At 42.5% G+C, this 15,085-nt stretch carries 11 protein-coding genes and 1 pseudogene; 1 reads left to right on the forward strand and 11 read right to left on the reverse strand.

Features of this window, described 5'->3' with window-relative positions; translation table 11 throughout:
• Nucleotides 1-100: 100 nt before the first annotated feature.
• The 10 genes and pseudogenes from ELQ35_RS23840 to ELQ35_RS18885 form a co-directional block, all read right to left on the reverse strand.
• Nucleotides 101-184 (reverse strand): putative holin-like toxin, encoded by an 84-nt coding sequence (locus tag ELQ35_RS23840; RefSeq protein WP_221884988.1) that lies wholly within the window; start codon nt 182-184, stop codon nt 101-103.
• A gap of 139 nt (nt 185-323) precedes the next feature.
• The gene (locus ELQ35_RS18845; protein WP_126866735.1) at nt 324-695 is read right to left on the reverse strand and encodes a YkvA family protein; all 372 of its coding nucleotides are present in this window, start codon (nt 693-695) and stop codon (nt 324-326) included.
• 80 nt (nt 696-775) lie between these two features.
• Nucleotides 776-1,666, reverse strand: a complete 891-nt coding sequence (locus ELQ35_RS18850; RefSeq protein ID WP_126866736.1) for a DUF4349 domain-containing protein — start codon at nt 1,664-1,666, stop codon at nt 776-778.
• A gap of 198 nt (nt 1,667-1,864) precedes the next feature.
• Nucleotides 1,865-5,407, reverse strand: a complete 3,543-nt coding sequence (locus ELQ35_RS18855) for a bifunctional 2',3'-cyclic-nucleotide 2'-phosphodiesterase/3'-nucleotidase (protein WP_126866737.1) — start codon at nt 5,405-5,407, stop codon at nt 1,865-1,867.
• Nucleotides 5,408-5,812: 405 nt separating this feature from the next.
• Nucleotides 5,813-6,049: pseudogene (locus ELQ35_RS18860) on the reverse strand (GNAT family N-acetyltransferase); the annotation flags it as partial.
• 99 nt (nt 6,050-6,148) lie between these two features.
• Nucleotides 6,149-7,690 carry a flotillin lipid rafts scaffold protein FloT gene (locus tag ELQ35_RS18865; protein ID WP_126866738.1) on the reverse strand — a complete coding sequence of 514 codons (1,542 nt, stop codon included), beginning with the start codon at nt 7,688-7,690 and terminating at the stop codon, nt 6,149-6,151.
• Nucleotides 7,691-7,702: 12 nt separating this feature from the next.
• Nucleotides 7,703-8,236, reverse strand: a complete 534-nt coding sequence (locus ELQ35_RS18870) for an NfeD family membrane protein (protein WP_126866856.1) — start codon at nt 8,234-8,236, stop codon at nt 7,703-7,705.
• 206 nt (nt 8,237-8,442) lie between these two features.
• Entirely contained in the window at nt 8,443-10,263 is a 1,821-nt protein-coding gene (locus ELQ35_RS18875) for a hypothetical protein (protein WP_126866739.1), read from the reverse strand.
• Nucleotides 10,264-10,793: 530 nt separating this feature from the next.
• Nucleotides 10,794-12,761 (reverse strand): hypothetical protein, encoded by a 1,968-nt coding sequence (locus ELQ35_RS18880; RefSeq protein ID WP_126866740.1) that lies wholly within the window; start codon nt 12,759-12,761, stop codon nt 10,794-10,796.
• Nucleotides 12,762-12,781: 20 nt separating this feature from the next.
• The gene (locus ELQ35_RS18885; protein ID WP_126866741.1) at nt 12,782-14,011 is read right to left on the reverse strand and encodes an ATP-grasp domain-containing protein; all 1,230 of its coding nucleotides are present in this window, start codon (nt 14,009-14,011) and stop codon (nt 12,782-12,784) included.
• Nucleotides 14,012-14,523: 512 nt separating this feature from the next.
• On the opposite strand from ELQ35_RS18885, the gene ELQ35_RS18890 reads away from it, so the two are divergent.
• The gene (locus tag ELQ35_RS18890; RefSeq protein WP_126866742.1) at nt 14,524-14,742 is read left to right on the forward strand and encodes a DUF3006 domain-containing protein; all 219 of its coding nucleotides are present in this window, start codon (nt 14,524-14,526) and stop codon (nt 14,740-14,742) included.
• A 125-nt stretch (nt 14,743-14,867) separates the two neighbouring features.
• Here the strand turns inward: ELQ35_RS18890 and ELQ35_RS18895 are convergent, their stop codons facing one another.
• Complete coding sequence (locus ELQ35_RS18895) at nt 14,868-15,077, reverse strand: hypothetical protein (RefSeq protein WP_126866743.1); 210 nt, start codon at nt 15,075-15,077, stop codon at nt 14,868-14,870.
• Nucleotides 15,078-15,085 lie beyond the last annotated feature (8 nt).

The following is a 15,085-nucleotide window of genomic DNA, read 5'->3' on the forward strand; positions in this document are numbered from 1 at the left end:
CTGGAACACCAAACGGCCTCGCTATAGAACGTTCCCTTCAAGGGGGATCAACAACTTCACCGACTAAAACCGCCGGAGCCTGCTAAACTCAAGGGCGGTTTTAGTTTTTTTTGTGAAATGACAGGATCGTCACAATCAAACTCGCGAACGAGATCATAGTAACAAGCGATTCAAATACTGTCATACGGCATCACCTCCCTCCCATATTAAATGGGGAAGCGTGCCGACCACCCTTGATTTCCTATACTATTGCTGCTTTTATTATAACACCGGAAGGCATGTTCTTTATGCTTTTTTACTGTATCTTCGGCGTGAAATGATCCTTATTCGAATAAAAAGTAGATAAGCCAGGCCAGTAAAAGCAGCCATACGGTAAGAATAAGTGTGCCCATTACCCAATTTACCGGTTTTTTGCCCATTTTACCTTCAGCCTTCATTTTCGCATTTTTTATCACCTCATCCGGCAATAGCTTCAATGCAATCCATACCCCTGCTGGAACGATGATGATATCATCAAGATAACCGAGAATGGGGATAAAGTCGGGGATTAAGTCAATCGGGCTGAAGGCATATGCCACGATGAAGGCCGTGAATACTTTAGCATACCAAGGAGCTCGCTTGTCTCTATAGGCAAAATAGAGGGTATATATGTTTCTTTTCAGTTCCCTTGCCCAGGCCTTTAGTTTCTTTATCACGGGTGTAAGTTTCTCCTTTTTCCTTGATTATATCAGAAGGCGCCTTTTCGGGTATGTCTGGTAACCCGTTTCATTGTGCTTTATTTTTTTCTTTTCCTTATAGCCAGATAAATTAAAACTCCGATTGCGATAAGAATGACAAGAACCGGAAGATTACCAACAGTAATAACGGTGATTGCTGAAAGTGTTGCCATCAAGAAGTTGATGCTGCCCGCGAATTGTTTTTTCGTTTTTTCCCATGTATTTAACTCTTCTTCATCGATAGCAGGGACAATCACTTTTTCCTCAAACGTGTTTATTGTCACAGTTGAGTATGCCACCTGGTTATCGAGGAATTTTATCCTTCCCATGATAGATTCGATTTCCTCCTGCACGCCTGCCAGATCCGTTGAAATCCTGAGGAGATTTTCTGTTTTTTCGGCTTTTTTCATGAAATCAAGTAGCCTTGCTTCCACTGTTTTTTTAGCTTTCAGACGCGATTGGAGGTCGACATATTCCTCCGTGACATCCTGACCGTTTACCGTTCGTTCCACCACTTTTGCAGCTGTTCCTTCCGCATCATTCAAGAATTGCTGAAAGTTTTTTTCAGGCACTCTGGCAATTAACGTTCCGTTTATGTGCCCTTCTTCTTCGATGAATACATTCGATTCTACAATGTATCCTCCATATCGTTTCACTTTATCCTCGAGTTTCAAGTGATTCTTTTCTAGATTTTTCACTTCCAGCCGCAGTTCCGCGTTATGGATAACCATTCTGTCGTTTACAACGTTCTTACTGTCCACTTCGGATGTCTTTTCTTTGCCGTCTTCCTTTGCAAAGGTCTCCGGGTTCTCTTCCGAATTCTGAGAGCTTTCACTTTTGGCTCCCGATGAAACCTTATCGTCAATACTTGATTCTTTATTTTCTGAACAGCCTGATGCCAGGAAAGTTAAAAGCAAAATACATAAAGCAGCGGACCTTTTCCATTTCATTCTTTATTCCCCCTCTGTATGAAGAGACGAGAGATGAGGGAAAAAGTTACAATTTCTAGATGAGTGGAATAAGTTTTCGAAACTACTTTTTCTTTTATAAAGGGCATATATATATTTTGAATCAAGCGAAACCAAGGGTTTTTCCAAACTTACAAAAAGAAACCCCTACAGCATAGCTGTAAGAGTTTCGCACAAATATTATTTATTTAGGTTTGTAATCCGCCCTTCAACAGAAGCGGTGATTTTGCCGCCGTTGAATGTCTTTTTCACGTAATTTACGAAAGCATCCAGATCGGGAGAACCGTACGTTCTTTCTTTTCCTTTCAGGACAAGATAGTTATCTCCGCCGCCAGCCATGAAGTCATTGACGGTTGCAGTATACTCTTTTGTATCCTCAATTGGTGTGCCGTCTGCTTTAGTCAACTCGACAACCCGTTCCGTGACAGGCTTGCTGAAGTCAGCTTTATACTTCAGACCGGAGATTTGCAGTGTTTTTGGAGAGCCTTCAATGGCCCATTGCTGCTGCAGTAATGTTTTGATTTCTGCACCTGTTAGTGTCAGCTTTACAAGCGTGTTACCGAAAGGCTGAATTTTCGCAAGGTCAGCATACGTAATCGTTCCTTGAGGAATATCTGCACGAATGCCACCTGGGTTCATGAAGGCAAAGTCTGATTTCAAGTCATCCCTCATGGCGTCTGCAATCAGGTTCCCAAGTGCTGTTTCTTCTGTATAGGCATTTGTTCTTACAATCGGTGTATCTGCTGTACCAAGTGGTTCTTTTAATTCAGGGAACATATCAAGATACTTGTTAATGAAAGTCGTCGTTTCCGCATCAGGAGTGATGCCTTGTTGAGCGACCGTTACGATTTCAGCTGACTTTTTCACGATTTCATTTGTAATTGGGTCGATTTCAAGATCAACATCCTCGAAGGCTGTTCCGTATGAGAATGCCTGGACCACTAGTTTGTTATCAACAACATTATTCAGCTTCGCATGGTTGTCACCAGCAAGGATAACGTCTACTTCATCATCTACTGCGTTTGCCAGATCGATAGCTTCACCCGACACAATACCATTTCTATCGCTGCCGGGATCATGGGAAATGACAACAATCGACTCGACGCCGTTTTTCTTTAATTCTGCCACCGCACTGTTAACAGCGGGAGCCTGTTCAATAAATTCTATCTTTTCAATTCCGGCCGGAGTTACCTTGGAAGGCGTTGCGTTGGTCACAACACCGATAAATCCAATATCTACCCCGCCGACCTTTTTGATCACATACGGATCAAGAATTGGCTTTTTAGTATCTTTATAGATTACGTTAGCAACAACATAGGGAAAATCTAATCCTTCAAATTCCACATCGGAAGTAGGCGATTTCCCGCCGTTGATTTGCGCCATTAGCGTATCTACACCTTTATCAAACTCATGGTTACCGACCGTTCCAACATCAAAGCCCATATTATTCAGGAACTCCAGGGTCGGTTTATCCTGCAGCTTAGAGGAAACGGGTGCACTTGCGCCCACAGCATCCCCGGCAGTAAGCAGTAGGGTATTTGCCGGATTTTCCGCTTCCCGCTTCTTTAGGTATGCAGCTAAATAATCAATACGTCCTTGTTTTATACCACCAAATTCGGACGTCGTATCCAGCTGTCCGTGAAGGTCGTTGATTCCAAGCAATTGAACCTTTACATTGGCAGGCTTCTCGCCTTTTAAGTTAAATTTGAAAATGCCAAAGCCATTGTCATCGGTTTTGCCGGTATAAGAGATTTTGCTGTCAGCTGTTAAATACTCAGCACCTTTTGGAGATGAAGTAAAGGTTACATTCACATCGCCAAAGATAGGTGCGATCGACCAGTTGTCATCAGCTGTTGGATTGATTTCTTTGACTTCTGAAATGTAATCCATTAAGATCTGGCGGTTTTCATCAGCTGAGTCAACAACATACTCGCTGCCCTTCACGCCAGGGAAGTTTCCGCCGCCGCCTGCACGGTAGTTATTTGTAGCCACAATAAATTCTTGTTCAGGGTCTACTGCTTTGTCGTTATACTTTAGATTCGTGATACGGCTGGAATCGGATAACTTTGTACCTTTTTCATCATAACGGGATGGCTTTGTGACATCGATTTGATACGTTACCCCGTCGATAACATCAAAGTTATAAACAGCAAACTTATCATTTAGCAGTTTTTGTTCTTCTGTTTTCGCCGGGTCAATTGTATTGAATTTGCCTGCCGACATCTCAAGCCATTCTTTTACCACAGATCCTTTTACTTTAATTGCTTTTAACGTGTTGTCATACAGATATAGATCTCCGGCGCTTCTGATCGTTAAATCGCCTGGTTGAATTTCCGTGTATTCCTCCACACCATTGCGTCCTGCTTTGAAAGGTGCCCCAACAGAAAGAATAGGAAGATCTTTATATTGTGGTTTGTTATTGGCAATATATTTTTCCACATACCACTTTTGGGCGTTCGTTACCACTTGTACGGATGGATCATCCTTCACCAGTGCGAAATAGCTGTGAATTGGTGCCGTGGTTTTTCCAATCGGTGTGTTCACATATTTAATTGTAGCATCGTGATCTGCTTTTACCGCAGCAGCGACGGCTTTATTTTCTTCTACCTTCTTACCGGTTGCTTTATCAATAATCGCTCGTGTAGAAGCCTGGGAATTGTAGACCTTCCACTTTCCTTTCACACGTTTGATATCAAGGTCGATAATTCCCAAGTTTCCGCCGCCATAGCCGGCCTGGACAGCAGGGACTCCATTAATCGTACCTTTTTTGTTGTCTACTCCAGGAAGAACATTGCCACTTGCGTCTTTGAAGAGGATGTCCAACGTTTTTTCGTCTGCTGCTGGAAATACTTTATGAGTATGCGAGAATGTGATTGCATTGATTCCGGGAACCTTACTGAGTGAATAAATCACGTCTTCGGTGTTTTTAATATCTCCACTAAAACCGGAATGGGTCAGCGCAATAACAACATCCGCACCTTTTCGCTTCATTTCCGGAATATACTTTTTCGCTGTTTCCACAATTCCTTTTGTGGTTACTTTGCCTTCCAGGTTAGCTTTGTCCCAATCCATAATTTGCGGCGGAACAAAACCGATATAACCGATTTTTACTTTGGCTTTTTTTCCTCTTTTATCAGTTACAACTTTCTCGACAATTTTATAAGGTTTAAAGGCATTCTTATCATTACGGGGATTGTTATCATGGTCATCTTTATAGATATTGGCATTTACATAGGAAAATTTCGCATCATTAATCGCTTCATTTAGATAATCCAATCCATAGTTAAACTCATGGTTTCCAAATGTAGCGATATCGTAGCCCATTTGGTTCATGGCTTTATATGCGGGATGGACTTCTCGTTTTTCAAGAGGATCCACTTTGGCTTTATATGTTCCCAGCGGTGTACCTTGAATCAAGTCGCCATTATCAACTAAGACACTGTTTTTCACTTCTTTTCTTGCCTGCTTGATCAGAGTCGCAGTCCGTGAAAACCCAACTGAATCAGAAGGTGCATTTTTGTAATAATCATAGCCTAATAGATTGGTATGGATGTCAGTCGTCTCCATAATGCGCAGCGAAAACTCCGAACGGTTCTGATGCTTTTGTTTATGGTGCCCGTGATCATGCCCATGAGCAAGAGATGGAACTGCAAATTGTGTTGTTACGAGTCCAATGGCAACGGAAGAGGCAAGCCACTTTTTCAAATTGTGCTTAATCGACATAGTACTCACATTCCTCTCAAAGAATTTGAAATCCTAGATAAATATACCACGAGGATATAGGAGTAGGATGAAGATTTTGTTAACTTACCAAACTACAGTTATTAAGATCTATTCTATTGATCTTCAAAGGCAAACAACTGTCTGTTTAATAGCTGATTATACCTATTTTTTCTTCATAATAAGAAGGGGATACGGAAACGATTCACAGATTGAGGGGCCACTTGTACAATTAAAATAGCAGACAGGATCCCTACCCAATTCCCAGTTCCCCACAAAAAGAAATTAATCATTATCAATTCAGCCCTAATACAAATCCTCATTCCACAAACCTCCAATTCAACAATAAGCAAAAAGCAATCACACTATGCTGCAATCGCCCCTTTTCCGGAACAACAACATTTTTCTTTAGAGATCTTCTTTTATGATGGAGTACATATATAAATCATCGAGTTTGCCACAAGTAAATTCATAGTGTCTCAGCAATCCCTCTCTCTTAAAGCCTTGCTTTTCTACAAGTTTTTGTGATGGAAGATTAGCAGGTTCAATCAAAGCCTCAATTCTTTCTAATTGAAAGTGGTGATAACCATACTTAACAACAGCTACCAATGCTTCACTAGCTATCCCTTTTCCCCAGTAATCTTTAGTTTAGTGCCCTCCTTTTAATCCCCGAAAAAAAGAGGATCTATTCCCTTTAATAGAAAATTGAGCCTCTTTTCATTTTGAACACATACTATTCCTTCCTTAAGCTTTTTCTTTACTTGCAGCCGTAGTCATGCTTGTTTCTACTAGTTCTTTTTCAATTGCTTGTCTTGATGGGTACATATCACGCTTGCCTGAGAAGTTCTCAATCAGCTCCTTCACATCTATTCCAGAAGAAGCCTTTAATGATTCTTGCAGAGTGGCCATTAGATTCGTTGCATATCCTGTCACTTTATTGGCGCCGCTGTTTGGTCCGCTGCTTCCGGTATCAACCACTGTGATTTTATCGATGCTTCCAAGCGGCTTAGCCACTTCTTTCGCGTATTCAGGCAGCATTTTTAAGATCATATCCATGACGGCAGCCTGGCCGAACTGCTCGAATGCTTCGGCAATTTTTTGTTTTGCTTCTGCTTCGGCAACCCCTTTTAAGCGGATGATTTCTGCTTCAGTGGTACCTTGCGCCCGTTGCGCTTCTGCTTTTGCAAGTCCGTCCATGCGCACTCGCTCCGCTTCTGCTTTTGCCATCGCTTCGATTCGATATTGATTCGCGTCCGCTTCCGTGATTTGCTTCATCTTGTCTGCTGAAGCCGCCTGTTCAACGGCATAGCGGTCAGCATCGGCTTTTTTCTTTACTTCCGAATCATATTGCTTTTCACGTCTGAGAATTTCTTTTTCCTCAAGTTCAATTTGCTTTTGGCGTTCGACAATTTTGATTTGCATTTCTTGTTCGGTCACTTCTTGTTTGGAGCGGGCCGTTTCTAAATCATAAGCCTGGTCAGCTTTGGCTTTGGCAATATCCTGCTCTCGGCGGTATTCAGCAATTTTCAATTTATTGATCTTTTCTGCCTCGGCAATTTCAGTGGCCCTTTCAAGCTCGGCCTTTTGGGCCTCCTTTGCGGCGGCAGCCCTTTTAATACGGGTTTCCTTGTCGGCTTCAGCAGTAGCGATATCCGCGTCCCTCTTTACCTGTGCAATCCTCGGTTTACCAAGCGAATCCAAATAGCCGTTTTTGTCCCTAACATCTTTAATCGTAAACGAAACGATGATTAATCCCATCTTAGCCAGATCCTGAGAGGCCACTCGCTGGACTTCCTGGGAAAACTTTTCTCGGTTTTTATAAATTTCTTCGACCGTCATCGAACCTAGAATGGAGCGGAGATGGCCTTCGAGAACCTCACGTGCCTCCTGTTCCCTGTCCTGTTTTGCTTTTCCAAGGAATTGCTCAGCAGCGGTGGCAATTTCTGAAATGGTATTGCCAATTTTAATAATCGATACTCCGTCCGCCATAACCGGCACGCCTTGTTCGGTGTATACTTCCGGGGTTGACACTTCAAGCTTGCTGGATAACAAGCTTAATGGCTCTGACTGTTGGAAGACTGGAAATACAAAGGTTCCTCCTCCGCGAACAATCTTGATTTTGTTTCCTGATTCATCGACGTGTACGTTTTTGTTTCCAAGATAGCTCCCTGTAACGATCAACGCTTCATCAGGCCCAGCTGTTCGATATTTTGTAATAAAGATCCCCAAAAGGGCAATTAACAAAAAAGCCACCACTGCAACTACAATCCATACTACATTAAACATAAGGAAACCCTCCTATCCAATATCTAAGATCTGCTCACGCGGAGCAACGTGCAAAATTCCATTTTGAACATCAATAATCAATACCTTTGTTTGTGAGGGGATATTTTCTGCATGAAAACTGACTGCAGGTTTTGCAAAGGAACCGCTTTTGCTTTCAATAAGCACTTCGCCAAAACCATCTACCGGAACGGATGTAATCACCGTTCCTACACGTCCCTTTAAATCTGCTTCTAAGATGACCAGTGATTCTTCCGCGGAGGATAACGGGATTAGGATAAGTACATTAAGCAAACTGACTAAAAGTACTGCGGTTACCGCTGCGATAACTGAGACAAAGATGCTGGACAAGGAAGTCAAATGCTCTAAAAGATAGCCGCAAGCGCTGAAAATAGTGAGAAATGACAAAATTAAAGCAGGGTTCAATACATCTGGAAGATGTAATCCAGCAAAAATATCATTTAACAGAATAAACACAAACGTCAACACACCGGCAATGATCAATCCATATAAATAAATTTGTTCCAGCGGGGCCCCGAATAGCTCCATCATGCTCAGTCCTTTTAACTAGATTTTTTCTTTTTTATCTACCCTTATATTACCATTTAATACGTCTATTTGGGGATATGGTTTCATAAATTTCCTTTTTTCTAATAAAGCTCAAACTAAAAACAAAAAAGCGATAGAATGGGTTCCATCGCTTTTTTGTTCTATCATCAAGGTGCTATTTGTTCTTATCAAGAACTTTTTTCATGTTACTCTGGATAGTGAAACGCATATAAGCACGTTAAGAAATCAGCAAAAAGCAGCGAACTTTCCCCCTCTAATTCACCATTCTCTGTGACGCTCGTTTTGATATTGCTTCCCCATGTCTGGCTGCTGTCGTTGTTCGGATTGTAAAAATAGACACGATTGTTGCCCTCAGGGTCTTCTCCTATCCGCTGAATCAAGATAGCATGTGCTCCTAAAGCTTGATCGTTTTGGTCATAAATGACAATCCCTGCCGGCTGAGGAAGGTAACTGTTGATGGTATTGGAATAAGCCGGATGATAATAGTTTTGAAACTGGTCGGAAAAATCGTCATGATGATATTTATCAGCAAAGCCGGATAGCACTCCACTTCGATGGAAAGCAGGATTAATCACTTTATGGATATCTTCTCCCCTGAATCCTATCCGCTTTATCATATCTTCGTAAATTGCATGCAGAGGCGGAACTAACACCACTGAAACAGAATCCATTGGTATTGTGTAATCAAGATCTTTTACTGTAAGAGCGCAAGAATCGATCGTTATTCCTTCGAAGAAACAAGTAATATTCCCGTTTGTCACTGCCTCTGCTAGAAGGTCAAGCAGGAAGACCGGATCTTTTTGCGCCCAGTAGCTGAGTGCCCTTGTCGACTGGCAGCATGGATTAAATCCCTGGCCGATTCCCAATGGCTGGCCAAGTACGCTGACTATCCCTGCAAGCAGAGAAACCGATGCTTCGAGTTCGTTATCGTAATAGAGGGCTTTTAGTTTATTTTCCGCTTCCGGGACCGGGACTGTACGGATAAATACTTCTAACCTGTTTGTAAAATCAGCGGTAAAAATATCCCGCTCCAGCAGTCGTGACAACCCGTATACAGACTGTTTTGTGTGTGGCTTTATCGCTATTTCAATCAACTTTTTTACTAAATCAGCATTTGCATTCAGCCTTCTGAAACCATCCGAGCTTAACCCTAACATTTTTCCCACTAAGTGGAAATGATGTTTTACAGCAAAGGTTATAAAGTGCACATGAACCTTGGAAACTAGCCCGGTGTCATGCATGGACCTGCTCAATTGTTCCGCTTCTTTTGCGAGTATAGTTTCAGTGCTGTGAGCAAGGTCTTCAACATAATTCCCCTTATATTGCCTCGATAATTCAGAGGGGAGGGTCACTGCACTTTCAAAACGGTGAAACTCCGTATTTATCCTTTGATCCTCCATTGTGCAATTAATGCCTGAAGCAATTAACTTTTCGATATTACTCGTAATGATCGGCCTCTGGATGGAAAGCTTTTTAATTTCTTCGGTCAAAAAAGTGAGTATCCCCGGGAAAGAATGCTGTGTGAAAATAAATTCAAACAGCTGCCTGATTTGTAATGTTTCCTGGGTGCCTTTAATTCTCATTTCTTCTGTTTCAGGCTGGTATAAAATATCCAGGTTATGAGTGAGGACTTTATCCAGATAGCTTTTGGCATCCTCCCTAGGAATGTAAGGGGAAATATATAATCCAGTAGCTACAGCGAGCATTCGTAAATTGCTGATTGTCTCCGCTGCAGCAAGCTTTCCGCCAGCTGCAAGCGTCCCGCGAACCAGTTGGGGCTGGAGCTTGCTGGCGTTCTCCCATGGCCCTCCTGAAAAAAAACCATATTGATCCAGCGATGGCGCATATTTAAACAAGCACTCTATTCCGATTCGGTCATTCATCAATTCTTGAGCTTCCTGGAGCAGACTTTCTTTGATCATTTGCTTATCGTTTTTCCCATTCTGGCCATATAACCCAACAAGATACGGAAACTGATTTTCACCTACATGCCATAAAAGGCCCATTTATCCCTGCCCCTTCAATCAAAAGGTTTATTATATTATAGACAGTAAATGGAAGATGTCTACTTCCTTTTTGGGAATTGGGTGATTAATTAATCAGCAACAACGTAAGTGCCCCTATAAATACTCTGCCACAACTTCAACCGGAGAAATCCACTCAAAGAAATGTTAAAAACCTGAATAGAAACTGAAACAGTTTTCATAATAGTGCTATCTTTGTATACATCAGGGATAAATCCTTAAAAGAAGAACTCATTCTTTAACTTTGTATGCATTTTCAGACTTAGTGAATATTATGATTGACTACAAACGGGGAGTTTGGTTGAATTAACATTAAAACGGTTGAATTGATCCGGAGTTTGGTTGAATTATTTTCCTAACTCTTGTTTTGTTAAATTCTGCCCGGAAACGAAATTTTCTTTTGTGAAAAAAGGTTCTTTCCAGACCGCTTTATACTCTTCCATTATATATAAAAAGCAGCGTGATCACTGGCCTGAGTGATCACGCTGCTTTGAATTAACGATTTGTTGGTCTTATTCCGCCCATGTATAAGCTTCTCCCCAGCTTTCCCTGGCAATGTCCTCTACTTTCTGCACCAATTCATCTTCGACCATATAGGTATCGCCTTGTTCATAAGGATTGTAGTGGAAGGCATACATACGGGATACGAATTCATGGAATGGGAGGGACGCTTCCCCTTCCAGTTCGCCGTTTCCGGAAACGCTTGGTTCGATGCCCTGGCCCCAATTCTGACCGCTGTCATTGTTGGGATTATAGAAATAGAGCCTGTATTCTCCGTTTTCATCCTCGGCAATCCGCTGGATCGATACCGCATGAAGCCCAAGCAATTTTCCATGGACATTTGTAATAAATATCCCGACCGGATTCGGGTAAATCATTTCATAGCCTTCATTATATTCAGGGTGATGGGTCGCGTAAAACAAGCGGACAAAGGCCGGATAATCGACAACGAATCCGGTCAGCGGATCGACAAAGTTAATAAAGCCCCGTGGAATCCATTCGCCGTAAAATTCAGGATTGGCCCATTTGTGTCCGTCTTCTCCACGCAGAAGTGTCCTTTTCATCATCTCATTATATATCTTGTCTAAATGAGGGACGAGAACAATCGAGACCGGATCGAGCTCCTGGTGGATTTCCCCGCCTGCCACACCCTCTTCCAGCCCGCTTGCGTGGATGACCTCTCCTTCAAATGTTACATCTATATCGTTATCTCTGGCACCGCGGGCAATGTATTCCAGCAACTGGCCAATGCCATGCTGCGCCCAGAGGCTGATGGCCCTTGCTGATTGGCATGTCGGATTCAGTCCCTGACCGACGCCCAGAGGCTGGCCTAACACACTGACAGTCCCGGCTACTAAAACCCCGTTTGCCGTAATGGCGCCTCGCTTGTACTCAGGCTTAAGCAAGGATCTTTTTACTTTTGAATGAATATCCAGCTCAAGCAGGCGGCGGATCGCCGGTAAAATCGGATCCTGTGTCAAAACACCGCGGTCAAGCATTCTTCCAAGCCCATAAATCGATTGGCTCGTCTCAGGATGAATCGCCAGCTGAATGATGTCATGGATCAGCTCTTTATTGACGTTAAAGCTCGCTGTTCCTGTTTCCGATAAATCAAAGGCAAGCGGGAGCAAATCACCATTAGCCCGATTCAAAAAGCGGGTAAATGTCGCATGATGCGGAGATACCAGGCCTGTAGCATTTACCGATTTGGCAAAGGCATTCGCTTCCTCTATCAATTCCGGTTCATCCATTTCCTTCAAATGGCTCTGGTACTTACGCAAATCTTTATACTTTTTACTGACAGGTGTAGGAAAAGTGATTGCCTTATCGAAAGCAGACAAAGATTTCTTTGATTTTTGATCAATTTCAGCTTCCAGCATCCGCTTTGCCATATGAATCATTTTCATAATCCGTTCTACCATGATTGGGCGCTGGACGGTCAATCTTTCTATTTCACCAACAATTTTGCCGGCAATCGCATTGAAAGAAAGCTCATCGCCCAAATATTGAAACAGTCTTTCGGCCCGTTCGATATGCTCACCGGATTCTACCCTCGCCGCTTCCGTTTCCGGCGGGAACAACAAATCGAGATTCAAGGCAAGCACTTCATTTAGAAAAGAGCGGGCTTCTTTTTCACTCACCTTTTCATGATGGTAATCACCCTTGGCAATCGCGAGCATCCTCATTTCACTGAAAAGCTCGATGATAGAGTTTACGCCTTTTAATTTGAGTGATCCTCCGACAAGCGGAGGCTGAAGCTTGGAAGCATCTTCCCAGGGTCCGCCAAAAAAAACGCCTGCCTCGTCGAATTTTGATGCATTCTCATAAATCGCCTGCATCCCTTCCTTACTCTCCGCAAGCTCAATGCCCAATTGGAAAACGTTCGTTTGATACATGCTTTTGGCGAAAGGCTTTGCATCACTTAACACCTGTAGGCCTTGTTTAAACTTCTCTTTCGCTGAAACTGTTTCGACTCCCATTTTTTCTCTTCCCCCACTTCTTATAAATAGAAATCATATTCCTGATATTGTTTCATAATGCTTGACATATGTTCACTGTCTTTACCGAAGAAGAAGATGGTTCCATAATGGTTTCCAAACCCAACCCGTTCAGCAACCTTCGAGGTTACTGGAATGAACATATCATGCTTTTCAAAATAAGGATTCTTTTTCAATCCTTCAGGAAAGTTCAACTTTTCAATCAATTTAACCCGCGGGTATACCATCAGACTTCCGGCATAGCCCTTAGCCGATGTCACTTCTTCGGGGAAAAATGCTTCAAGTTCCTCATCCGTCGTGTCCGGGTCGCTGCATAAAATCTGCGCCTGGAACGCACTAAAACCATAAGCTCGTTCAATAAGCTCGAAGATATGACCTCCTGGTACACGGGCTGCCACTTCCCCGAAGTTAAGCGTGCCGTCCGGCGAGATGAAATATTCGGGATGGATGACGCCATATTTAATTTCAAAAGCATCAACCAGCTTCTGGATTTCTTTTTTTATTTGCGGCCTCCATTCTTCAAGAGACGGAGAGGCTGGGACAAAATTAGAGTGGCCAAGCTGCACATACTCGGTGATGTTCAAGAACCGCACCTCGCCATTATGGACGAAGGCCTCACAGGAAAACTCCTGTCCATCAAGGTGGCTTTCCATCAGACATGGAAATTCCTGTTCATTCATTAAATCAATATCCTGGGCATCACGAATCAGGCGATGTCCAACCGTACCTGCTTTATTCAATGGTTTAACGTGAATGGGGTCATTAGGATCTCCGTCTATCTTTATCAGTGCTTCATTCACTCTCTTCAGGAAACGATAGACATCGTCTTTTGAGTACGCTTCCTCAAATACCCCGACCTTAATTCCCGACATTTGTGCTTTTCGTTTCATCAGTCCTTTATCACGCAAGAGAAGCGAACGGTTAAAAATACGCGGATCATCACTGAACCTTGCATTTAGCGCCCCTGCCCATTCGACTGTCTCCTCATAAACCGGGACAGCGAGTTTCGTATTCAATGCCGAAAGTTTCTCATAAAGTTCGTTGGAGCGTTCATTTAACCGTTCGAATTGCCATGCCACGAACTGTATTTCATTCTTATCGGCAAAATCCTGAAATTCAGGCGGACCTACAACGACATAAGGCCTGTTTAGCTTATCTATTGCTTCAATAGCCTGCAAGCTCCACCCGAGCAATGCTGTTACGTTCATTTGTTCTGTCTGAGTATTTCCCATCTCGTTCCCCTGCCTTTGCTAATTTATAAGAATGATAACGAAATACATATTTCCTTTTTTTTAATTTTTCAAACATCTTTTTGAAAAATTGGTTTATTTCTATCGTTTTTTTGGTATGTAAAAAGTGCAGATTCTAGAAAACTTGAAGACGAGAAGAATAACTTTGTAAAAGCTTCTTCCATTATTTATCAAAGGCGCCATCCCATCACAACCGAGCTCAATGAAATGGATATATTTTATTGGTCCTCGTCCCGAAAATGCGACACGTGGATAGCAGAAAAAATGCAAGAGGTATACAAGAACGTTCATGCATATCGATCTGACGACATATATGGGAAACCGGCACAGCCTGATGCAGAGGTATTTTCCCTTGAAAATAGCAGATATAGTGCCGTAAAATGAAAATCCCTTTATTTGGAAGTTGAAAGTTGTCAATTGATTGTTTAATGGAAATAAAAACGGGAATATCATGGCTAAACGAATAAAAAACTATTAATATTGGAGCGGATAATATGAATGAAAATAAGAAAGGAATCATCGACCGCTTTGAAGGAGATTATGGAATTGTAACGATTAATGACGAGACTGAGGGGTTTCCGATCAATCTTTTCCCACTCGAGTCAAAACCAGGGGATGTCGTGGAAATTGACGGTACGATGATTACGGTAGTCGAGGACGAAACAGAAAAACTGCGTTTCGAAATGGCAGATCTCATGGGCGATGTATTATAGGAAAGATCCTTAAGCCTTCCATATTTAATGAGATACGGGGAGTACCGTATCTCTTTTGTTGGTTATGGCAATTTCTCATTTACTAAATCACGCCGGTACTTGTAAGATCCGCTTCTACACAGCCACTATATTTTAAAAGTATGAGTAAGTGATTTCATTTCACCAGCTAATTTTGTTAGCGAGCTGGAAAATGCGCTGATTTCCTGCATTGAAGCAACTTGCTCCTCTGTTGCAGCCAACACGCTCTGCGTGGAGGCTGCCGATTCAGCTGCTACATGTGAGATGGTATCCATTGCGCTTACAGCCATTTTCGTTCCGTTAATACTTTCAGTCACTGTAACTG

The organism is Peribacillus cavernae (assembly GCF_003989135.1).
In the GTDB taxonomy this organism is placed as follows: domain Bacteria; phylum Bacillota; class Bacilli; order Bacillales; family DSM-1321; genus Peribacillus; species Peribacillus cavernae.

What these genes read in the sequence shown, in the direction of transcription:
- ELQ35_RS23840 (WP_221884988.1), bottom strand. Translation starts at nt 184, where the DNA reads ATGACAGTATTTGAATCGCTTGTTACTATGATCTCGTTCGCGAGTTTG.
- ELQ35_RS18850 (WP_126866736.1), bottom strand. Translation starts at nt 1,666, where the DNA reads ATGAAATGGAAAAGGTCCGCTGCTTTATGTATTTTGCTTTTAACTTTC.
- ELQ35_RS18855 (WP_126866737.1), bottom strand. Translation starts at nt 5,407, where the DNA reads ATGTCGATTAAGCACAATTTGAAAAAGTGGCTTGCCTCTTCCGTTGCC.
- ELQ35_RS18865 (WP_126866738.1), bottom strand. Translation starts at nt 7,690, where the DNA reads ATGTTTAATGTAGTATGGATTGTAGTTGCAGTGGTGGCTTTTTTGTTA.
- ELQ35_RS18870 (WP_126866856.1), bottom strand. Translation starts at nt 8,236, where the DNA reads ATGGAGCTATTCGGGGCCCCGCTGGAACAAATTTATTTATATGGATTG.
- ELQ35_RS18875 (WP_126866739.1), bottom strand. Translation starts at nt 10,263, where the DNA reads ATGGGCCTTTTATGGCATGTAGGTGAAAATCAGTTTCCGTATCTTGTT.
- ELQ35_RS18880 (WP_126866740.1), bottom strand. Translation starts at nt 12,761, where the DNA reads ATGGGAGTCGAAACAGTTTCAGCGAAAGAGAAGTTTAAACAAGGCCTA.
- ELQ35_RS18885 (WP_126866741.1), bottom strand. Translation starts at nt 14,011, where the DNA reads ATGGGAAATACTCAGACAGAACAAATGAACGTAACAGCATTGCTCGGG.
- ELQ35_RS18890 (WP_126866742.1), top strand. Translation starts at nt 14,524, where the DNA reads ATGAATGAAAATAAGAAAGGAATCATCGACCGCTTTGAAGGAGATTAT.